The organism is Pseudomonas arsenicoxydans (assembly GCF_006438915.1).
Lineage (GTDB): Bacteria > Pseudomonadota > Gammaproteobacteria > Pseudomonadales > Pseudomonadaceae > Aquipseudomonas > Aquipseudomonas arsenicoxydans_A.
In genome coordinates this window covers 40988-61801 of the sequence record NZ_RCZE01000015.1, presented here as the reverse complement: position 1 = coordinate 61801, position 20814 = coordinate 40988, and the positions used below count along the sequence as shown (strand labels likewise).

Here is a 20814-nt window from a genome sequence, read left to right as displayed (position 1 = left end):
AAAGTGCCACGCATCGGCACCAAACAGGCTTATTTTCGGATAATAGTAGCTGGACGATACACTTTGCAGCGATTTCGTGACCAGTTTTCTGTTACCCGCGTTTGCATCCCGCTGGCAGGGGATTAAGCTGGCCGCCGTTTTCGCCTATTGGAGTGTTTCATGTCCCGCCGTCTGCCCGTGATTTTGCTGCTCGTTTTGCTGCCCTTATGGCTGGCCGCCAGTTACGGCGCGCGTTATGGCTTCATGGAGGATGCGCAGTGGGTCGGCATCTGCGTGGACGAGGCGAGCCGTTGGGAATGTGGGGTTCGCTCCAACCTGGGCTTGATGATTCACTTCGGAGTGTTGGGTTGGGCGGCGATTGCTGCAGCGGTGATCGGCTTCGTCCTGCCGGGCCGGGCAGGGTGGTGGCTTGCGGTGCTGGCGCTGGTGTTCGGGTTTCCGGCGTTGGCGTTGTACAACACGACTTTGGCGGTTTTTGCGGTGGTGATTGCTGGGTTGCGGTTGGTCAGGGCGTCTCGTAGCGCCTGATAAATCGCCTTCGCGAGCAAGCCCGCTCCCACATTTAACCGCATTTCCCTGAAAGAGCTCGGTCGAATGTGGGAGCGGGCTTGCTCGCGAAGAGGCCGTCAAGGCCGCTGAAGATTTAAGCTTTGCGAACCCGCAAACTGCGCCACAACGCAGCAACCATCAGCAAACTCACCAGCGCCCATCCCCAGGCCTGCTGGTTCTGCAAACCTTCACGGAACAGCTGCGGCGCAATGCCTGCACCGATGATGAAGGTCAGCAACGCAATTTCCCGACGTGGCACACTCACCGGGCGGCACAGGTAAACCAGTGCCGGCAGGATGAATGCCACGCTCGGGAAGCTGCGATAACGCGGATCGAACACCAGTTCCAGCATCATCACCGCCGCGGCAAACCCTGCGGCCGCGAGCAACCAGCCCGCCCGACGTTCCAGCACATTGAATGCCCGCTCACGCCAACCGGTGCGAGCGCTCAACGTTAGCGCGGCGTGGGCCAGCACCAACAGGTTCACCGCCGTCAGCAGCGCCACCCATAACCATTCGCTGGCAAATCGCGTGGTGACACGAGCCAGATCACCCCAAGCGCCAATCGAGCACGCTGCCAATGCGCCGAGCAGTGGCAGCACCAGCGCCGCGCGGGTGCTGCGAACGCGGCCGCCAAGCATCAGTGTCACAAGAAAAATCACGCCGCCCACGGCCAACCATTGCGACCAGTACGGCACGTTCGACACCGGTCCTGCCAGCACGCCCTTGTCCTGGCGGTCCGCGTCAAACAGCCCCCAGTAACCGCCGACCGCACCTTCGCTGGCACGCTTCCACGGCTGGTCGAACGCTTCGATCAGGTTGTAGTGCCAGCCTTGTTGCTCGGCCATGATCACAAAAGAACGAATGAACTTGGCTTCATTGACCCGGCTCGGCAGGGCGGTTTCACGTTGACGGCCTTCGCTCGGCCAGCCAGTTTCGCCAATCATCACGTCCTTGGGGGCGAACTTGTTGCCGAACACCTGGCGCACTTCGGCCACATGTTGCAGGGCCGCGTCGATGTTCGAGGGATCATCTTCCCAGTACGGCAGCAAGTGGATGGTCAGGAAGTCCACCGCCGGGGCGATTTCCGGGTGCTTGAGCCAGAACTCCCAGACATCGGCGTAAGTGACAGGCTGCTTGACCTGGCTTTTGACCTTGTTAATAAGCTTGGCCAGTTGCGCGCCGGTGACCTCTTTACGCAGCAAGGTCTCATTGCCGACGATGACCGCGGTCACCACGTCGGCGTTGGCATTCGCCGAGGCGATCAGCAGGTCGACTTCTTTCTCGGTATCGACCGGGTTGCTGTTGACCCAGGCACCGATCATCAGCTTCAAACCATGCTTGCGCGCCAGATCAGGCAGCGCCTCCAGGCCGGTCATGGAATAGGTGCGGATGCATTCGAAGCTTTTGGCCAGCAGCGCGAGGTCGGCGTCCATGCGCTCGGGGCGCAATTTGAACGGCTGATCGAACGGCGATTGATCCTTGTCGAACGGGGTGTAGGAGGCGCATTGCAGCTTGTGCGTCGCGCTGGCCACGTCCGGCAGAATTACCGGCTTGCCGAGGCCGTACCAGAAGCCGCCGAAGGCAAACAGCCCCAGCAGGCAGGCGAATAGATAGGCAAAAAAAGGAAAGCGAGATGTCGCGGGCATGGTCAGGCCGTCTGGGAGCAAAGCCGCGCATGTTACCTGCATTTGCTCCGGGTCAGGAGGCCTGCACAATTTTGACATGCAAAGTTCGGGCGGACTGGCGGGGGCGTTTTGACGACTCAAGATTAATGGCGTTCTGATGTCGTTTCTCGATGCCTTGAGGTCGCTGACAGAGCAGGTCGCGGTTGTCGTCAGGTTGATTATCGACGCATCAGTGCACCCATAGATAAATCACGCTGATGGTCGGACGAGTTTGCGGTGGGCGTGATGGGGGCGCTGTGCACCATAACAATACGTTGACGCGACTCGGCATCCGTCGAGCGCAGCACTTTCGGGGAAGTAACGATGAAGATGCGACGACTTTTAGGCGCAGGTGCCGCACTGGTGCTTGCGATTGGCTCCACCATGGCCAGCGCCGAGAGCAAGACCCTGAGCATCGGTTACGTTGACGGCTGGTCCGACAGCGTCGCGACCACTCACGTAGCGGCCGAAGTGATCAAACAGAAACTCGGTTATGACGTGAAGCTGCAAGCCGTCGCCACCGGGATCATGTGGCAAGGCGTGGCCACCGGCAAACTCGACGCCATGCTGTCGGCCTGGCTGCCAGTAACGCACGGTGATTACTGGGCCAAGAACAAGGACCAGGTCGTCGATTACGGTCCGAACTTCAAAGATGCAAAAATTGGTCTGATCGTGCCGGAGTACGTGAAAGCCAAGACCATCGACGATCTGAAAACCGACGACAGCTTCAAAAAACGCATCGTCGGCATCGACGCCGGTTCAGGTGTGATGCTCAAGACCGAACAGGCCATCAAGGATTACGACCTGACCGGGTATCAACTCAAGGCCAGTTCCGGTGCTGGCATGATTGCCGAGCTGACCCGTGCCGAGAAGAAAAACGAATCCATTGCCGTGACCGGTTGGGTGCCGCACTGGATGTTCGCGAAGTGGAAACTGCGCTTCCTGGACGATCCGAAAGGCGTTTATGGCGCTGCTGAAACTGTAAACAGCATCGGCAGCAAAGAGCTCGCCACCAAGGCACCGGAAGTGGCCAAGTTCCTGAAGAACTTCCAGTGGGCGTCGAAAGACGAAATCGGCGAAGTCATGTTAGCGATCCAGGATGGTGCCAAGCCGGAAGCCGCGGCGAAAGATTGGGTGGCCAAACACCCGGAGCGTGTTGCCGAATGGACCAAATGATTTGAGCTGATGCGTCTGGTCAGCACCTCTGAAGGCCGCTTGGTATAACCGCCAAGCGGCCTTTTGCTTTTCCTTGTGGGCGTGTCTGCTGGAAAATGGCGATTCTGTCATGTCGTTCTAATACTAAGGTCGTCTGGAACCTGTTCCGCAGCCGCATAGAGTGGATAACGTTCCAACTTTAATCTGTGCTGCGAGGATAAAAACAATGAACGACAGCATTTACCTCTCGATTCAAAACAGCCCGCGCTTCAAGGAGCTGGTTAGCAAGCGAGAAAAGTTCGCCTGGATACTCTCCGCGATCATGCTTGGGCTTTACTCCGGATTCATCCTTTTGATTGCTTACGGGCCGCATATTCTGGGAGCGAAAATCAGCCCTGAATCTTCGATTACCTGGGGGATACCGATTGGTGTCGGGCTGATTCTCTCGGCCTTTATCCTGACTGCAATTTACGTGCGACGCGCCAATGGCGAATTCGACGACCTGAACAATGCGATTCTCAAGGAGGCTCAGCAATGATCCGGCGTCTAATGGCTCTATTGAGCATCGCGGCCTTCGCGCCGGGTGCGTGGGCGGCTGAAGCCCTGACGGGTGAAGTGCATAAACAACCGCTCAACGTTTCCGCGATCCTGATGTTCGTGGCGTTCGTCGGTTTGACCCTGTGTATCACTTACTGGGCTTCCAAGCGCAACAACTCGGCCGCTGACTACTATGCAGCGGGCGGCAAGATCACCGGCTTCCAGAACGGTCTGGCGATTGCCGGTGACTACATGTCCGCGGCGTCCTTCCTGGGTATTTCCGCCCTGGTGTTCTCCTCTGGCTACGACGGCCTGATCTACTCGATCGGCTTCCTGGTGGGCTGGCCGATCATTCTGTTCCTGATCGCCGAGCGCCTGCGTAACCTGGGTAAATACACCTTTGCCGACGTGGCGTCCTACCGCCTTGGGCAAACCCAGATCCGCACGTTGTCCGCTTGCGGTTCGCTGGTGGTGGTGGCGTTCTACCTGATCGCGCAAATGGTCGGCGCCGGCAAGCTGATCCAGCTGCTGTTCGGTCTCGACTACTACGTTGCAGTGATTCTGGTCGGTATCCTGATGTGCATGTACGTGTTGTTCGGCGGCATGCTGGCAACCACTTGGGTGCAGATCATCAAGGCTGTGTTGTTGCTGTCCGGTGCCTCGTTCATGGCGCTGATGGTGATGAAGCACGTCAACTTCGACTTCAACATGCTGTTTTCCGAGGCGATCAAGGTTCACCCTAAAGGTGAAGCGATCATGAGCCCCGGCGGTCTGGTGAAAGACCCGATCTCGGCGTTCTCCCTAGGGCTTGCGCTGATGTTCGGTACCGCTGGCTTGCCGCACATTCTGATGCGCTTCTTCACTGTGAGTGACGCAAAAGAAGCTCGCAAAAGCGTGCTGTATGCAACCGGCTTCATTGGTTACTTCTACATCCTGACCTTCATCATCGGCTTCGGCGCGATTCTGCTGGTCAGCACCAACCCGGCCTTCAAAGATGCGGCTGGCGCGCTGTTGGGTGGTAACAATATGGCGGCGGTGCATCTGGCTAACGCGGTCGGTGGCAGTATTTTCCTGGGCTTCATCTCGGCGGTAGCGTTCGCGACCATCCTGGCGGTTGTGGCGGGTCTGACATTGGCCGGTGCTTCAGCGGTGTCTCACGATCTGTATGCCAGCGTGATCAAGAAGGGCAAGGCTAACGACAAGGATGAGATCCGCGTGTCGAAAATCACCACGATCGCTCTGGCGGTGCTGGCGATTGGTCTGGGCATTCTGTTCGAAAGCCAAAACATCGCGTTCATGGTGGGCCTGGCGTTCTCCATCGCGGCAAGCTGTAACTTCCCGGTGCTGCTGCTTTCCATGTACTGGAAGAAGCTGACCACACGCGGTGCGATGATCGGCGGCTGGTTGGGGCTGATCAGTGCTGTTGGCTTGATGATCCTTGGGCCAACCATCTGGGTGCAGATCCTGCATCACGAGAAGGCGATCTTCCCGTATGAATACCCTGCGTTGTTCTCGATGGCGATTGCCTTTGTCGGTATCTGGTTCTTCTCGATCACTGATAAGTCGACTGCGGGTGCCAACGAGCGCGCGCTGTTCTTCCCTCAGTTTGTGCGTTCGCAGACAGGTTTGGGGGCGAGTGGGGCGGTTTCGCACTAAGGCTTCAAGTTTGGTTATGTAAGCTGCGTTAAACAGAAATGCCCCGGTCGAGAGATCGGGGCATTTTTTTGTTGAGCGGTTTGATTGTGTACATATCCATTGCTGCGGTAACGGCTGATTATGGTTTCGCTTTTACAGCGAGTCCCTTTTTCAAACGCCAAAAAGGAACCAAAAGGCTTCGCCCCGGCGTACGGCACTTCGCTAAAGCTCAGTGTTCCCTCGCTACGGTATCCATCAGGGGACATCGCCTACGGTCTGCTTCGCTACGACCTCCTCTCGATGTGTTCGGCTTCGCCGAACGGCGCTACGCGCCTGATCCCCTGATGAACACCTACGCTCGGCCTGCCGAAGGGGCGAAAGATCAAAAGCAGGATCAACATCAAAAGCCAAAGCCAGATCAACAGCCCGCCGCTCACTGGTCGTTCCCACGCTCCGGTTCATCGCACAAACAAAAACGGCCTCTATATAAATAGAGGCCGTTTCCGGTGCAGCTTAAGACGTTATCGCAAGACAGGTCTTATTTGCGGTCTTCCAGCTTGGTGATGTCACGCGACTCGTAGCCGGTGTACAGCTGGCGCGGGCGGCCAATCTTGTACGGGCTGGAGAGCATTTCTTTCCAGTGGGAGATCCAGCCCACGGTCCGCGCCAGAGCGAAGATCACGGTGAACATGCTGGTTGGAATGCCGATCGCCTTGAGGATGATCCCCGAGTAGAAGTCGACGTTCGGGTACAGCGAGCGTTCGATAAAGTACGGGTCGGTCAGGGCGATCTCTTCCAGGCGCATGGCCAGTTCGAGTTGTTTGTCGTTCTTGATGCCCAGTTCTTTCAGTACTTCGTCGCACGTCTGCTTCATGACGGTAGCGCGTGGGTCGCGGTTTTTGTAAACCCGGTGACCGAAGCCCATCAGTTTGAACGGATCGTTTTTGTCCTTGGCCTTGGCGATGTACTTGTCGATGTTCGAGACATCGCCAATTTCATCGAGCATGGTCAGAACGGCTTCGTTCGCACCGCCGTGGGCAGGGCCCCACAGTGCAGCGATGCCGGCGGCGATACAGGCGAACGGGTTGGCACCCGAAGAGCCGGCCAGACGAACGGTTGACGTCGATGCGTTCTGCTCGTGGTCGGCATGGAGGATGAAGATCCGGTCCATGGCCTTGGCGAGTACCGGGCTGATCGGTTTGATCTCGCACGGGGTGTTGAACATCATGTGCAGGAAGTTTTCCGCGTACGTCAGGTCGTTGCGCGGGTACATCATGGGTTGGCCCATGGAGTACTTGTAAACCATCGCTGCCAGGGTCGGCATCTTGGCAACCAGGCGGATCGCGGAGATTTCGCGATGCTGCGGGTTATTGATGTCCAGGGAGTCGTGGTAGAAGGCCGAGAGGGCGCCGACTACGCCGCACATGACGGCCATCGGGTGGGCGTCGCGACGGAAGCCGTTGAAGAAGGTCTTCAGCTGCTCGTGAACCATGGTGTGGTTCTTGACGGTGCTGACGAACTGGGCCTTCTGTTCTGCGGTCGGCAATTCGCCGTTCAGCAGCAGATAGCAGGTTTCCAGGTAGTCCGACTTTTCAGCCAGCTGTTCGATCGGGTAACCGCGGTGCAACAGAATGCCGTTGTCGCCGTCGATATAGGTGATCTTCGACTCGCAGGAAGCTGTCGACATGAAACCAGGGTCAAAGGTGAAACGGCCCGTGGCCGTCAGGCCCCGAACATCGATAACATCGGGACCAACGGTGCCGGTTAAAATGGGCAGCTCGACGGGGGCTGCGCCCTCGATGATCAACTGCGCTTTTTTGTCAGCCATGTGGCCTCCTATTTATGCTTGAAATCATCAGACAGACCCCCCACGCAGGGCCCGCACCACTATAGTGAGATAAATTCGAATGTCAATTTGCCTAAAGTCTTGCTCCAGAAGGCTTTAACCGGACTTTTTCCTCGAAATTGACTGCCATTTACGCCTTTTATCCAACTTGTGCAATCAGCTATTAGGGGAAGGTGAACGCGTTGTCATTAGTAGCCTAACTGTCTATACTCGGCCTCCGACCGCCAGGGGCTTTTGGGCCTGCTTTATTGGGGGTCGCACTCCCTGGGTGGTGGGTACCTGACCAGTGCACTCCCCAACAACTTTGCCCTGATTGTTAGGGGCTCTTCAGTGTGAAAAAAAGCCGTGAATAGCCAACGACCTGTAAACCTAGACCTAAGGACCATCAAACTCCCAGTCACTGCTTACACGTCCATTCTTCACCGGATCTCTGGAATCATTCTCTTTGTCAGCCTGGCCATCATGCTTTACGCATTGGACAAGTCGCTGAGCTCGGAAGAAGGTTTCGGCCAGGTGAAAGCGTGTCTGACCAGTCCGCTAGCCAAGCTAGTGATTTGGGGAATCCTGTCCGCCTTGCTGTATCACCTGGTAGCCGGTGTGCGCCATTTGATCATGGACATGGGCATCGGCGAGTCGCTTGAAGGCGGCAAACTGGGCTCGAAAATCGTTATCGCCGTTTCCATGGTGGTAATCGTTCTGGCAGGAGTTTGGATATGGTAACTAACGTCACGAACCTGTCGCGTTCGGGCCTCTATGACTGGATGGCACAACGTGTGTCTGCGGTCGTTCTCGCGGCTTATTTCATTTTCCTGATCGGATACGTCGTTGCCCATCCTGGCATCGGCTACGCCCAATGGCATGAACTGTTCGCAAGCAACTGGATGCGTATTTTCAGTCTCCTGGCTCTCGTTGCCCTCGGCGCCCACGCCTGGGTCGGCATGTGGACCATCGCGACCGACTACCTGACGCCAATGGCGTTCGGCAAGTCCGCGACTGCAGTACGTTTCCTCTTCCAGGCAGTATGCGGCGTCGCGATGTTCGCCTACTTCGTCTGGGGTGTGCAGATTCTTTGGGGTATCTGATTCATGTCTACTACAGTTAATACGCTTTCGTTCGACGCCATCATCATTGGTGGCGGCGGTGCTGGTATGCGCGCTGCTCTGCAGTTGGCGCAAGGTGGTCACAAGACTGCCGTAGTTACCAAGGTTTTCCCGACTCGTTCGCACACTGTATCCGCCCAGGGTGGCATCACCTGCGCCATCGCCTCGGCAGACCCGAACGATGACTGGCGCTGGCACATGTACGATACCGTCAAGGGTTCCGACTACATCGGTGACCAGGACGCTATCGAATACATGTGTTCCGTAGGTCCGGAAGCGGTGTTCGAGCTCGAGCACATGGGCTTGCCGTTCTCCCGTACCGAACAGGGCCGCATCTACCAGCGTCCGTTCGGCGGTCAGTCGAAAGACTTCGGTAAAGGTGGCCAGGCTGCCCGTACATGCGCCGCTGCGGACCGTACCGGTCACGCGCTGCTGCACACCCTGTACCAGGCCAACCTGAAGGCCGGCACCGTATTCCTCAACGAATACTACGGCGTCGACCTGGTGAAGAACGAAGACGGTGCCTTTGTCGGCATGATCGTCATCTGCATCGAAACCGGCGAAACCTCCTACGTTCGCGCTAACGCCACCGTTCTGGCGACTGGCGGTGCAGGTCGTATCTACTCGTCCACCACCAATGCCCTGATCAACACCGGTGACGGCGTCGGCATGGCTCTGCGTGCTGGCGTGCCGGTACAAGACATCGAAATGTGGCAGTTCCACCCGACCGGCATCGCCGGCGCCGGTGTACTGGTGACTGAAGGCTGCCGTGGTGAAGGCGGTTACCTGATCAACAAGCACGGCGAGCGTTTCATGGAGCGTTATGCTCCGAACGCGAAAGACCTTGCTGGTCGTGACGTGGTTGCCCGTTCGATGGTTAAAGAAATCATCGCCGGCAACGGTTGCGGTCCGGATGGCGACCACGTAATGCTGAAACTCGATCACCTCGGTGAAGAAGTTCTGCACAGCCGTCTGCCAGGCATCATGGAACTGTCCAAGACCTTCGCACACGTCGATCCAGCCGTGGCGCCGATCCCGGTCGTTCCAACCTGCCACTATATGATGGGCGGCGTGCCGACCAACATTCATGGCCAGGCAATCACTCAGGACGCCGAAGGCGTTGACCAGATCATTCCTGGTCTGTTCGCTGTAGGCGAAGTGGCGTGCGTATCGGTTCACGGTGCCAACCGTCTGGGCGGCAACTCGCTGCTCGACCTGGTGGTATTCGGCCGTGCTGCCGGCCTGTTCCTTGAGCAGACCCTGAAAGAAGGCGTCGACTACGCTCGCCCTCGGCAGTCTGACATCGACGCAGCCTTGGCTCGTCTCGATGGCCTGAACTCGCGTACCGAAGGTGAAGACGTCGCCACCCTGCGTAAAGAACTGCAAAGCTGCATGCAGAACTACTTCGGTGTGTTCCGTACCGGCGAATACATGCAGAAGGGTATCGCCCAGCTCGCTGACCTGCGTGGCCGTATCGCCAACGTCAAGATCAACGACAAGAGCCAGGCATTCAACACCGCTCGTATCGAAGCGCTGGAACTGCAGAACCTGCTGGAAGTGGCCGAAGCCACCGCCATCGCTGCAGAGATCCGCAAAGAGTCCCGCGGCGCTCACGCCCGTGAAGACTACGAAGACCGCGACGACGAAAACTGGTTGTGCCACACCCTGTACTTCCCGGGTGACAAGCGCGTGACCAAGCGTGCTGTGAACTTCTCGCCGAAGACTGTTCCGACTTTTGAACCTAAGATTCGGACTTATTAAGGGTGGCCGCCATGTTGCAAGTCAGTGTTTATCGCTACAACCCTGATCAGGACGCCGCGCCGTTCATGCAGGAATTTACGGTCGATACCGGTGGTAAAGACCTGATGGTGCTGGACGTGCTGGCCCTGATCAAAGAGCAGGACGAAGGTTTCTCCTATCGTCGCTCTTGCCGTGAAGGTGTTTGCGGTTCCGACGGCATGAACATCAACGGCAAAAACGGCCTGGCGTGCGTCACGCCGCTGTCCGCTGTCGTAAAAGGTAACAAACTGATCGTTCGTCCTCTGCCAGGTTTGCCGGTTATCCGTGACCTGGTCGTCGATATGAGCATCTTCTACAAGCAATACGAGAAGGTGAAGCCATACCTGCAGAACGACACGCCGGCTCCGGCCATCGAACGTCTGCAGTCCCCTGAAGAGCGTGAAAAGCTCGATGGTCTGTACGAGTGCATCCTGTGCGCTTGCTGCTCGACCTCTTGCCCGTCCTTCTGGTGGAACCCGGACAAGTTCCTGGGTCCAGCTGCTCTGCTGCAAGCGTATCGCTTCCTGGCAGACAGCCGCGACACCAAGACTGCCGAGCGTCTGGCTTCGCTGGATGACCCGTTCAGCGTATTCCGCTGCCGCGGGATCATGAACTGCGTCAACGTCTGTCCGAAAGGCCTGAACCCGACTAAGGCCATCGGTCACGTACGTAACATGCTGCTGCAAAGCGGCGTGTGATTCAGCTGCTGTAACTGCAAGACCGTTTTACCGAAGATGCTACGGCGCAGGCTTCAACCGGCGCCGTAGTCTTAACCTGAGCAGCAGCCCATAAAGCTGCGGCTCTTATTTTGAAGAAATGAGACAAGCAGGGGCATCCGGGCTGGTACCCGGACTATCAGCGTGATCCTAAGTGGCTTGTTTTGGTCGCTGCATTCGGACTTCTGCAAGTTTGCTCGGTGTCGACGCCGGTGGTGTTCCCCTAACCGAGGGTGACCAAGCATGCAAGAAAGCGTGATGCAGCGCATGTGGAACAGCGCCTACCTATCCGGTAGTAACGCTGCCTATGTGGAAGAGCTCTACGAGCTCTACCTGCACGACCCTAACGCTGTGCCAGAAGAGTGGCGCACCTACTTCCAGAAGTTGCCGGCTGACGGCAACACTGCCACCGATGTTTCGCACTCCACAATTCGCGATCATTTCGTCTTGCTGGCAAAGAACCAGCGCCGCGCACAACCGGTTTCCGCCGGCAGCGTGAGCAGTGAGCACGAGAAGAAGCAAGTTGAAGTGCTGCGATTGATCCAGGCCTACCGTATGCGTGGCCACCAGGCAGCCCAGCTTGATCCGCTGGGGCTGTGGCAGCGTCCTGCACCTGCAGACCTGTCAATCAATCATTACGGCTTGACCAATGCCGATCTTGATACGACCTTCCGTGCCGGCGACCTGTTCATCGGCAAAGAGGAGGCGAGCCTACGCGAAATTCACGAAGCGTTGCAGCAGACATATTGCCGCACCATCGGCGCTGAATTTACGCACATCACCGATTCCGAGCAGCGCCATTGGTTCCAGCAGCGTCTGGAAAGCGTGCGTGGCCGTCCGACGTACTCCGCTGACATCAAGAGCCACCTGCTCGAGCGCGTCACTGCCGGCGAAGGTCTGGAAAAGTACCTGGGCACCAAATACCCGGGTACCAAGCGTTTCGGCCTGGAAGGTGGCGAGAGCCTGATTCCGATGCTCGACGAGCTGATCCAGCGTTCCGGCTCCTACGGCACCAAGGAAATCGTGATCGGCATGGCCCACCGTGGTCGTCTGAACGTGTTGGTCAACACCTTCGGCAAGAACCCGCGCGAGCTGTTCGACGAGTTCGAAGGCAAGAAGAAGGTCGAGCTGGGTTCCGGTGACGTTAAATATCACCAGGGCTTCTCGTCCAACGTCATGACCACCGGCGGTGAAGTTCACCTGGCCATGGCCTTCAACCCGTCCCACCTGGAAATCGTTTCTCCAGTGGTCGAGGGTTCGGTTCGCGCCCGTCAGGATCGTCGTAACGACCCTACCGGTGAAAAGGTTCTGCCGATCTCCATCCACGGTGATGCTGCTTTCGCGGGTCAGGGTGTGGTCATGGAAACTTTCCAGATGTCGCAGACCCGCGGTTTCAAGACCGGCGGCACTGTGCACATCGTGATCAACAACCAGGTCGGTTTCACTATCAGCAACCCCGAAGACTCGCGCTCCACCGAGTACGCGACCGACGTTGCGAAAATGATCCAGGCGCCGATCCTCCATGTGAATGGTGATGATCCGGAAGCCGTATTGTTCGTGACTCAGCTGGCCATCGATTACCGCATGCAGTTCAAGCGTGACGTAGTGATCGATATGTTCTGCTACCGTCGTCGCGGCCACAACGAGGCCGACGAGCCAAGTGGTACTCAGCCACTGATGTATCAGCAAATCGCCAAGCAGCGCACTACCCGTGAGCTGTACGCCGAGCGTCTGATCCAGGGCAATGTGGTTGACGATGCCCGCGTTCAAGCCAAGATCGACGAATACCGCAACGCGCTCGACAACGGTCTGCACGTTGTAAAAAGCCTGGTCAAAGAGCCGAACAAAGAGTTGTTCGTGGACTGGCGTCCGTATCTGGGCCACGCCTGGACCGCACGTCACGACACTCGCTTCGACCTGAAAACCTTGCAGGAACTGTCCGCCAAGCTGCTGGAAATTCCGGAAGGCTTCGTGGTTCAGCGCCAAGTCTCGAAAATCTACGAAGACCGTCAGAAAATGCAAGCCGGCGGCCTGCCGATCAACTGGGGTTACGCCGAAACCATGGCGTACGCGACCCTGGCGTTCGAAGGTCACCCGATTCGCATGACGGGTCAGGACATCGGTCGCGGTACGTTCTCGCACCGTCACGCTGTCTTGCACAACCAGAAAGACGCGGGCACCTACGTCCCGCTGCAAAATCTGTACAAGGGCCAGCCACGTTTCGACCTGTTCGATTCGTTCCTGTCCGAAGAAGCCGTACTGGCGTTCGAATACGGTTACTCGACTACCACGCCTGAGGCGCTGGTGATCTGGGAAGCCCAGTTCGGCGACTTCGCCAACGGTGCCCAGGTGGTTATCGACCAGTTCATCACCAGTGGCGAGCACAAGTGGGGCCGTCTCTGCGGTCTGACCATGCTGCTGCCGCACGGTTATGAAGGTCAGGGCCCGGAGCACTCCTCGGCTCGTCTGGAGCGTTACCTGCAACTGTGCGCCGAGCACAACATTCAGGTAGCCGTACCGACCACCCCGGCTCAGATCTACCACTTGCTGCGTCGTCAGGTGATTCGCCCGCTGCGCAAGCCATTGATCGTTCTGACTCCGAAGTCGCTGCTGCGTCACAAACTGGCAATTTCGACCCTGGAAGATCTGGCCGAAGGTTCGTTCCAGACCGTGATCCCGGAAATCGATGCCCAAGACCCGTCCAAGGTCGAGCGCATTGTTCTGTGTAGCGGCAAGGTCTACTACGACCTGCTGGAAAAACGCCGTACTGAAGGTCGTGACGACATCGCCGTCGTGCGTATCGAGCAGCTGTACCCATTCCCTGAGGACGACTTGAAAGAAGTCCTGGCTCCTTACACCAACGCCAAACATGCCGTTTGGTGTCAGGAAGAGCCGATGAACCAGGGTGCCTGGTACTGCAGCCAACACCACTTGCGTCGTAGCATCAGCAATCTCAACAAGTCTCTCGTACTCGAGTACGCGGGCCGTGAGGCTTCTGCTGCACCTGCTTGTGGTTATGCGTCGATGCACGCTGAGCAGCAGGAAAAACTGCTGCAAGACGCCTTTACTGTTTAACGCCTTCGCGCACCTGAAACCGAATTTAAGGACCCACAGATAATGGCTATCGAAATCAAAGCCCCCACCTTCCCGGAATCGGTTGCCGATGGCACCGTTGCCACCTGGCACAAAAAACCGGGCGACGCTGTAAAGCGTGATGACCTGATTGTCGACATCGAAACCGACAAGGTTGTGCTGGAAGTGTTGGCGACTGCTGACGGCGTACTGGGCGCTATCGTCAAGAACGAAGGCGACACCGTTCTGTCCGACGAAGTCCTGGGCTCCATCGAAGCGGGCGGCGCTGCTGCTGCCCCGGCTGCCGCTGCTGCTCCGGCCGCTGCACAAGCTGCTGCTCCAGCCGCTGAAGGCGAAGACGATCCTGTTGCTGCACCGGCTGCTCGCAAGCTGGCTGAAGAAAACGGCATCAACATCGCTTCCGTTGCCGGCACTGGCAAAGGCGGTCGTGTGACCAAGGAAGACGTGGTTGCAGCGGTTGCTGCCAAGAAAGCCGCTCCGGCTGCCGCGCCTGCCAAGGCTGCTGCTCCTGCCGCCGCCGCTCCTGTGTTCGCCGCTGGCGACCGCATCGAGAAGCGCGTTCCGATGACCCGCGTTCGCGCTACCGTGGCCAAGCGCCTGGTAGAAGCTCAGTCGAACATGGCGATGCTGACCACTTTCAACGAAGTCGACATGACCGAAGTCATGGCCCTGCGTTCGAAGTACAAGGACCTGTTCGAGAAGTCCCACAACGGCGTACGCCTGGGCTTCATGTCGTTCTTCGTGAAAGCGGCCACCGAAGCGCTGAAACGCTTCCCGGCTGTCAACGCGTCGATCGACGGTGCTGACATCGTTTACCACGGCTACGCCGACGTTGGTGTTGCTGTTTCCAGCGACCGTGGTCTGGTGGTACCGGTTCTGCGTAACGCCGAACTGATGAGCCTGGCTGAAATCGAAGGCGGCATCGCAACCTTTGGCAAGAAAGCCCGTGACGGCAAACTGTCGATGGACGAAATGACCGGCGGCACGTTCACCATCACCAACGGTGGTACCTTCGGTTCGATGATGTCGACCCCGATCGTCAACCCGCCGCAAGCGGCTATCCTGGGCATGCACAACATTCTGCAGCGCCCGATGGCGATCAACGGTCAGGTCGTTATCCGTCCGATGATGTACCTGGCTCTGTCCTACGATCACCGTCTGATCGATGGCAAAGAAGCTGTGACCTTCCTGGTTACCATCAAGAACCTGCTGGAAGACCCGGCTCGTTTGTTGCTGGATATCTGATAGAAGCGGCCGCAGGTTTCAAGCGCCAGTCTGCGCGAAAGTGCAGTCTGGCTAGAGGCTTGCGGCTTCAAGCTTGCAAAAAAGAGGATTTTTTGAATGTCGCAGAAATTTGACGTAGTAGTAATCGGCGCGGGCCCTGGCGGCTACGTAGCTGCCATCAAAGCAGCTCAGCTGGGTCTCACCACCGCCTGCATCGAGAAGTACACCGACAAAGAGGGCAAGCTGGCCCTTGGTGGTACTTGCCTGAACGTCGGCTGCATTCCATCCAAGGCGCTGCTGGACAGCTCCTGGAAATACAAGGAAGCCAAAGAAGGCTTCGCGATCCACGGTATCAATCACGCTGGCGTGACCATGGACGTGGCGGCAATGGTTGGCCGTAAAGCCAACATCGTCAAAGGCCTGACCTCGGGTGTTGCCACCCTGTTCAAAGCCAACGGTGTGACCTCGATCGAGGGTCACGGCAAGCTGCTGGCCGGCAAGAAAGTCGAAGTCACCAAGCCTGACGGTTCGGTAGAAATCATTGAAGCCGAGAACGTGATTCTGGCTCCAGGTTCGCGTCCGATCGACATTCCCCCCGCTCCGGTTGACCAGAATGTGATCGTCGATTCGACTGGCGCACTGGAATTCCAATCCGTACCTAAGCGTCTGGGCGTGATTGGCGCTGGCGTTATCGGTCTGGAACTGGGTTCGGTCTGGTCCCGTCTGGGTGCAGAAGTGACCGTTCTTGAAGCACTGGATACCTTCCTGATGGCCGCTGACGCTGCCGTTTCCAAGGAAGCGCTGAAAACCCTGACCAAACAGGGCCTGGACATCAAGCTGGGCGCTCGTGTGACCGGTTCCAAAGTGAACGGCGACGAAGTCGTTGTGAACTACACCGATGCCAACGGCGAACAGAACATTACTTTCGACAAGCTGATCGTAGCCGTTGGTCGCCGTCCGGTGACCACTGATCTGCTGTCCGCTGATTGCGGCGTGACCCTGGACGAGCGCGGTTTTGTGCACGTTGATGATCACTGCGCCACCACCGTACCGGGCGTCTACGCCATCGGCGACGTGGTTCGCGGCATGATGCTGGCACACAAGGCCTCGGAAGAGGGCATCATGGTCGTCGAGCGCATCAAGGGCCACAAAGCCCAGATGAACTATGATTTGATCCCTTCGGTTATTTATACTCATCCGGAAATCGCGTGGGTGGGTAAAACCGAGCAGGCCTTGAAGGCTGAAGGCGTTGAAGTTAACGTTGGCACCTTCCCGTTCGCAGCCAGTGGCCGTGCCATGGCAGCCAACGACACCGGCGGTTTCGTCAAAGTCATTGCCGATGCCAAGACTGACCGCGTATTGGGCGTCCACGTAATTGGCCCGAGCGCTGCAGAACTGGTTCAGCAAGGCGCGATCGGCATGGAATTCGGCACCAGTGCTGAAGACCTGGGCATGATGGTTTTCTCCCATCCGACCCTGTCTGAAGCCTTGCACGAAGCTGCTCTGGCAGTGAATGGCGGCGCCATTCACATCGCCAACCGCAAGAAGCGTTAAGACAATAAGAAACCACGGCGGTATGGCCCGTCGTGAGCCTTGCATGCAAGACTCACCGCGGAATATCCGCTGGACGCAGTCTTGCGTAGCTGCACCGGTTGTCCGGAAAGGCTACGCAAGCAGCAGTCACAGGTGGTGCGGCACTTGAACAAGTGCAGCACCGAATGCGCAGTACCTAACGAAGACGGTAATAAGCATGAATCTTCACGAGTATCAGGGTAAGCAGCTGTTCGCTGAATACGGCCTGCCAGTTTCCACCGGTTACGCAGTAGACACCCCGGAAGCAGCAGCAGAAGCTTGCGACAAAATCGGCGGCACCGAGTGGGTTGTCAAAGCCCAGGTTCACGCTGGTGGTCGCGGTAAAGCGGGCGGCGTTAAGCTGGTTCGCAGCAAAGAAGACGCTAAGGCATTCGCACAGCAGTGGCTGGGCAAGCGTCTGGTGACTTACCAGACTGACGCCAATGGTCAGCCAGTCACCAAGATCCTGGTTGAATCGTGCACTGATATCGCTAAAGAGCTGTACCTGGGCGCTGTCGTTGACCGTTCGAGCCGTCGTATCGTGTTCATGGCTTCCACCGAAGGTGGCGTGGACATCGAGAAAATCGCTCACGACACTCCAGAAAAAATCCTGAAAGCCACTATCGATCCACTGGTTGGCGCTCAGCCATTCCAGGGTCGCGAGCTGGCATTCCAGCTGGGTCTGGAAGGCAAGCAAGTTGCTCAGTTCGCCAAGATCTTCGTAGGTCTGGCCAAGCTGTTCAAGGATCACGACCTGGCTCTGCTGGAAGTGAACCCGCTGGTGATCAAGGCTGACGGCGATCTGCATTGCCTCGACGCCAAGATCAACATCGACGCCAACGCCATGTACCGTCAGCCTAAGCTGAAGACTTTCCACGATCCGTCGCAAGACGATCCGCGCGAAGCGCACGCTGCCAAGTTCGAACTGAACTACGTAGCGCTGGAAGGCAACATCGGTTGCATGGTCAACGGTGCTGGCCTGGCCATGGGTACCATGGACATCGTCAACCTGCATGGCGGCAAACCAGCCAACTTCCTCGACGTGGGCGGCGGTGCTACCAAAGAACGCGTTACCGAAGCGTTCAAGATCATCCTGTCCGACACTAACGTCGCTGCAGTATTGGTCAACATCTTCGGCGGCATCGTTCGTTGCGACATGATTGCCGAAGGCATCATCGGCGCTGTGAAAGAAGTCGGCGTGAAAATCCCGGTTGTTGTTCGCCTTGAAGGCAACAACGCTGAGCTGGGCGCTAAAGTACTGGCAGAAAGCGGTTTGAACATCATCGCTGCTACCAGCCTGACCGACGCTGCTCAACAAGTCGTTAAAGCTGCGGAGGGCAAATAATGAGCGTCCTGATCAATAAAGACACCAAAGTTATCTGCCAGGGTATTACCGGTTCGCAAGGTAGTTTCCACACCCAGCAAGCTCTGGAATACGGCACCAAGATGGTTGGCGGCGTAACGCCGGGCAAAGGCGGCACCGAGCACCTGGGTCTGCCAGTGTTCAACACCGTGAAAGACGCTGTAGCTGCCACTGGCGCCACCGCCAGCGTGATCTACGTTCCAGCTCCTTTCTGCAAGGACTCCATCCTGGAAGCAGCTTTCGGCGGCATCAAGCTGATCGTTTGCATCACTGAAGGCATTCCTACCCTGGACATGCTGGATGCCAAGGTCAAGTGCGACGAGCTGGGCGTAGTCCTGATCGGCCCTAACTGCCCAGGCGTGATCACTCCAGGCGAATGCAAGATCGGCATCATGCCAGGTCACATTCACTTGCCAGGCAAGGTCGGTATCGTTTCCCGTTCCGGCACCCTGACCTACGAAGCTGTTAAGCAGACTACTGACGCCGGTTTCGGTCAGTCGACTTGCGTCGGCATCGGCGGTGACCCGATCCCGGGTTCGAACTTCATCGACATCCTGAAGCTGTTCCAGGAAGACCCGAAGACCGAAGCGATCGTGATGATCGGCGAGATCGGCGGTTCGGCTGAAGAAGAAGCGGCTGCCTACATCAAGGCACACGTGACCAAGCCGGTTGTTTCCTACATCGCTGGTGTGACTGCCCCTGCGGGCAAGCGCATGGGCCATGCTGGCGCAATCATCTCTGGCGGCAAGGGCACTGCAGACGAGAAGTTTGCTGCCCTGGAAGACGCAGGCGTTAAAACCGTGCGTTCGCTGGCAGACATCGGCAAGGCTTTGTCCGAGCTGACCGGTTGGGCGATGAAGTAAGCCTCGCGCTTAATTCACGCTTCACCAAACAAAGGCCACCTTCGGGTGGCCTTTGTCGTTTCCGGGATTCGCGGTGATCTTGCGGACCTCTTCGCGAGCAAGCCCGCTCCCACATTTGACCGCATTCTAATGTGGGAGCGGGCCTGCTCGCGAAGACGGACTTACAGACGACAACCATTTACATGCAAAAACGCGACACAGAAACGTCGTGTATCGGATAGTTTGCCCTCTAACAGTGCGTTTCCAAGCCAGATTAGTTAGGCTAGCCGCCATTTTTGCGTCCGCGACCCACAAGGCTGCTACGCGCTAAAGGGTCAGTCCTATACGGACCGACAGCATTTCCCTCACCCCACAGGGAAATCCCTCTCTAAATTCCGATTCAGTAGTGTGGTATTTCCTTAATGAAAGTGTTGAAAGGCCAGGACATCCTGGCACTTGGTTTTATGACGTTTGCCCTGTTTGTCGGGGCCGGCAACATCATCTTCCCGCCTATCGTCGGTTTGCAGTCCGGGCCTAATGTCTGGATGGCGGCGCTGGGCTTCCTGATCACTGCGGTCGGTTTGCCTGTGATCACTGTGGTAGCGCTGGCGAAGGTCGGTGGCACGATGGATGCGTTGAGCAGCCCGATCGGCAAAATCGCCGGTGGCCTGCTGGCCGCTGCGTGTTACCTCACCGTTGGACCGCTGTTCGCGACGCCGCGCACTGCGACCGTATCGTTCGAAGTCGGTCTGGCGCCATTGACCGGCGAAAGCCCGCTGGCGCTGTTCCTCTACAGCTCGGTGTATTTCCTGCTGGTGTTTTTCATCTCGCTGTATCCAGGCCGTTTGCTGGACACCGTCGGACGTTTCCTCGCGCCATTGAAGATCATTGCCCTGGCCGCACTCGGCATTGCCGCGTTCATGCTGCCGGCCGGTGATATTGGCGTGGCCACACCTGAATATGTAGCGGCACCGTTCTCCCAAGGATTCATCAATGGTTACCTGACCATGGATACCCTGGGCGCGCTGGTGTTCGGCATCGTCATCGTCAATGCGATCCGCTCGCGTGGTGTCGAGTCGCCAGCGCTGATTACCCGTTACGCGATCATTGCCGGGCTGATTGCCGGCGTGGGCCTGGCGCTGGTTTACGTCAGCCTGTTTCGCCTCGGTTCGGGCAGCCATGAAGTGGCCGCCGGTGCAACCAACGGCGCGGCGGTCTTGCACGCCTACGTTCAGCACACCTTCGGTTCGTTGGGCAGCGGTTTCCTCGCGGTGCTGATCTCCCTGGCCTGTCTGGTGACGGCGGTCGGCCTGACCTGCGCCTGCGCCGAATACTTTAGCCGCGTGCTGCCACTGTCCTACAAGACCTTGGTGATCATCCTGGCGGTGTTCTCCTTGTTTGTGTCCAACCTGGGCCTGACCAAGCTGATTGCGTTCTCGATCCCGGTACTGACGGCGATTTACCCGCCGTGCATCGCCTTGGTGGCCCTGAGCTTCTGCAAGGACTTCTGGCATGAGCAGGGCCGCATCGTCGGTCCGGTGATGCTGGTGTCTTTCATCTTCGGCATGATCGACGCGCTCAAGGGCGCAGGTCTGGCGGACTGGATGCCGACTCAGTTGTCCCACCTGCCGCTGAGCGAGCAGGGCCTGGCGTGGCTGGTGCCGTCGGTCATGACCCTGGTGGTCGCAGTGGTTTGCGACCGTCTGCTGGGCAAGCGCGCCGAAGCCCTGGCTTAAA

Annotated in this window: 16 protein-coding genes; 14 read left to right on the top strand and 2 right to left on the bottom strand. The window is 57.7% G+C overall.

Annotated elements, in window-relative coordinates:
• Positions 1–159: 159 nt before the first annotated feature.
• Positions 160–528, top strand: coding sequence for a hypothetical protein (locus tag EAH78_RS26820; protein ID WP_140670652.1), 369 nt, complete (start codon positions 160–162; stop codon positions 526–528).
• 115 nt (positions 529–643) lie between these two features.
• Here EAH78_RS26820 and EAH78_RS26815 read toward each other — a convergent pair whose 3' ends face one another.
• Positions 644–2239 carry a beta (1-6) glucans synthase gene (locus EAH78_RS26815; RefSeq protein ID WP_140670650.1) on the bottom strand — a complete coding sequence of 532 codons (1596 nt, stop codon included), beginning with the start codon at positions 2237–2239 and terminating at the stop codon, positions 644–646.
• Between the two features lie 300 nt (positions 2240–2539).
• Between EAH78_RS26815 and EAH78_RS26805 the strand changes: the two genes are divergently transcribed.
• The 3 genes from EAH78_RS26805 (at position 2540) to EAH78_RS26795 (ending at position 5563) form a co-directional block, all read left to right on the top strand.
• Positions 2540–3391 (top strand): glycine betaine ABC transporter substrate-binding protein, encoded by an 852-nt coding sequence (locus tag EAH78_RS26805; protein WP_123434088.1) that lies wholly within the window; start codon positions 2540–2542, stop codon positions 3389–3391.
• A 205-nt stretch (positions 3392–3596) separates the two neighbouring features.
• On the top strand, positions 3597–3908 hold the full coding sequence (locus tag EAH78_RS26800) for a DUF485 domain-containing protein (protein ID WP_008148580.1): 312 nt from the start codon (positions 3597–3599) through the stop codon (positions 3906–3908).
• On the top strand, positions 3905–5563 hold the full coding sequence (locus EAH78_RS26795; RefSeq protein ID WP_140670648.1) for a cation acetate symporter: 1659 nt from the start codon (positions 3905–3907) through the stop codon (positions 5561–5563). The genes EAH78_RS26800 and EAH78_RS26795 overlap by 4 nt, the downstream gene beginning before the upstream one ends.
• A gap of 517 nt (positions 5564–6080) precedes the next feature.
• Here the strand turns inward: EAH78_RS26795 and gltA are convergent.
• A complete protein-coding gene (gene gltA, locus EAH78_RS26785; protein WP_007945132.1) occupies positions 6081–7370 on the bottom strand; it encodes a citrate synthase in 1290 nt (429 codons plus the stop codon).
• 363 nt (positions 7371–7733) lie between these two features.
• Here gltA and sdhC point away from each other — a divergent pair, with 363 nt between their 5' ends.
• The 10 genes from sdhC (at position 7734) to brnQ (ending at position 20813) form a co-directional block, all read left to right on the top strand.
• Positions 7734–8108: a succinate dehydrogenase, cytochrome b556 subunit gene (gene sdhC, locus EAH78_RS26780; protein ID WP_140670644.1), complete on the top strand. Its 375-nt coding sequence runs from the start codon at positions 7734–7736 to the stop codon at positions 8106–8108.
• The gene (gene sdhD / locus EAH78_RS26775) at positions 8102–8470 is read left to right on the top strand and encodes a succinate dehydrogenase, hydrophobic membrane anchor protein (protein WP_008148589.1); all 369 of its coding nucleotides are present in this window, start codon (positions 8102–8104) and stop codon (positions 8468–8470) included. The genes sdhC and sdhD overlap by 7 nt, the downstream gene beginning before the upstream one ends.
• A gap of 3 nt (positions 8471–8473) precedes the next feature.
• The gene (gene sdhA / locus EAH78_RS26770; protein ID WP_140670641.1) at positions 8474–10249 is read left to right on the top strand and encodes a succinate dehydrogenase flavoprotein subunit; all 1776 of its coding nucleotides are present in this window, start codon (positions 8474–8476) and stop codon (positions 10247–10249) included.
• A gap of 11 nt (positions 10250–10260) precedes the next feature.
• A complete protein-coding gene (locus EAH78_RS26765; RefSeq protein ID WP_111450757.1) occupies positions 10261–10965 on the top strand; it encodes a succinate dehydrogenase iron-sulfur subunit in 705 nt (234 codons plus the stop codon).
• Between the two features lie 261 nt (positions 10966–11226).
• On the top strand, positions 11227–14058 hold the full coding sequence (locus EAH78_RS26760) for a 2-oxoglutarate dehydrogenase E1 component (RefSeq protein WP_140670639.1): 2832 nt from the start codon (positions 11227–11229) through the stop codon (positions 14056–14058).
• 42 nt (positions 14059–14100) lie between these two features.
• On the top strand, positions 14101–15321 hold the full coding sequence (gene odhB, locus EAH78_RS26755; protein WP_010456848.1) for a 2-oxoglutarate dehydrogenase complex dihydrolipoyllysine-residue succinyltransferase: 1221 nt from the start codon (positions 14101–14103) through the stop codon (positions 15319–15321).
• Positions 15322–15417: 96 nt separating this feature from the next.
• The gene (gene lpdA / locus EAH78_RS26750) at positions 15418–16854 is read left to right on the top strand and encodes a dihydrolipoyl dehydrogenase (RefSeq protein WP_140670637.1); all 1437 of its coding nucleotides are present in this window, start codon (positions 15418–15420) and stop codon (positions 16852–16854) included.
• A gap of 196 nt (positions 16855–17050) precedes the next feature.
• Complete coding sequence (sucC, locus tag EAH78_RS26745; protein ID WP_007898980.1) at positions 17051–18217, top strand: ADP-forming succinate--CoA ligase subunit beta; 1167 nt, start codon at positions 17051–17053, stop codon at positions 18215–18217.
• A complete protein-coding gene (gene sucD / locus EAH78_RS26740) occupies positions 18217–19098 on the top strand; it encodes a succinate--CoA ligase subunit alpha (protein ID WP_027922418.1) in 882 nt (293 codons plus the stop codon). The genes sucC and sucD overlap by 1 nt, the downstream gene beginning before the upstream one ends.
• A 401-nt stretch (positions 19099–19499) precedes the next feature.
• Positions 19500–20813, top strand: coding sequence for a branched-chain amino acid transport system II carrier protein (brnQ, locus tag EAH78_RS26735; RefSeq protein ID WP_140670635.1), 1314 nt, complete (start codon positions 19500–19502; stop codon positions 20811–20813).
• Position 20814 lies beyond the last annotated feature (1 nt).

What these genes read in the sequence shown, in the direction of transcription:
- EAH78_RS26820 (WP_140670652.1), top strand. Translation starts at nt 160, where the DNA reads ATGTCCCGCCGTCTGCCCGTGATTTTGCTGCTCGTTTTGCTGCCCTTA.
- EAH78_RS26815 (WP_140670650.1), bottom strand. Translation starts at nt 2,239, where the DNA reads ATGCAGGTAACATGCGCGGCTTTGCTCCCAGACGGCCTGACCATGCCC.
- EAH78_RS26805 (WP_123434088.1), top strand. Translation starts at nt 2,540, where the DNA reads ATGAAGATGCGACGACTTTTAGGCGCAGGTGCCGCACTGGTGCTTGCG.
- EAH78_RS26800 (WP_008148580.1), top strand. Translation starts at nt 3,597, where the DNA reads ATGAACGACAGCATTTACCTCTCGATTCAAAACAGCCCGCGCTTCAAG.
- EAH78_RS26795 (WP_140670648.1), top strand. Translation starts at nt 3,905, where the DNA reads ATGATCCGGCGTCTAATGGCTCTATTGAGCATCGCGGCCTTCGCGCCG.
- gltA (WP_007945132.1), bottom strand. Translation starts at nt 7,370, where the DNA reads ATGGCTGACAAAAAAGCGCAGTTGATCATCGAGGGCGCAGCCCCCGTC.
- sdhD (WP_008148589.1), top strand. Translation starts at nt 8,102, where the DNA reads ATGGTAACTAACGTCACGAACCTGTCGCGTTCGGGCCTCTATGACTGG.
- sdhA (WP_140670641.1), top strand. Translation starts at nt 8,474, where the DNA reads ATGTCTACTACAGTTAATACGCTTTCGTTCGACGCCATCATCATTGGT.
- EAH78_RS26765 (WP_111450757.1), top strand. Translation starts at nt 10,261, where the DNA reads ATGTTGCAAGTCAGTGTTTATCGCTACAACCCTGATCAGGACGCCGCG.
- EAH78_RS26760 (WP_140670639.1), top strand. Translation starts at nt 11,227, where the DNA reads ATGCAAGAAAGCGTGATGCAGCGCATGTGGAACAGCGCCTACCTATCC.
- odhB (WP_010456848.1), top strand. Translation starts at nt 14,101, where the DNA reads ATGGCTATCGAAATCAAAGCCCCCACCTTCCCGGAATCGGTTGCCGAT.
- lpdA (WP_140670637.1), top strand. Translation starts at nt 15,418, where the DNA reads ATGTCGCAGAAATTTGACGTAGTAGTAATCGGCGCGGGCCCTGGCGGC.
- sucC (WP_007898980.1), top strand. Translation starts at nt 17,051, where the DNA reads ATGAATCTTCACGAGTATCAGGGTAAGCAGCTGTTCGCTGAATACGGC.
- sucD (WP_027922418.1), top strand. Translation starts at nt 18,217, where the DNA reads ATGAGCGTCCTGATCAATAAAGACACCAAAGTTATCTGCCAGGGTATT.
- brnQ (WP_140670635.1), top strand. Translation starts at nt 19,500, where the DNA reads ATGAAAGTGTTGAAAGGCCAGGACATCCTGGCACTTGGTTTTATGACG.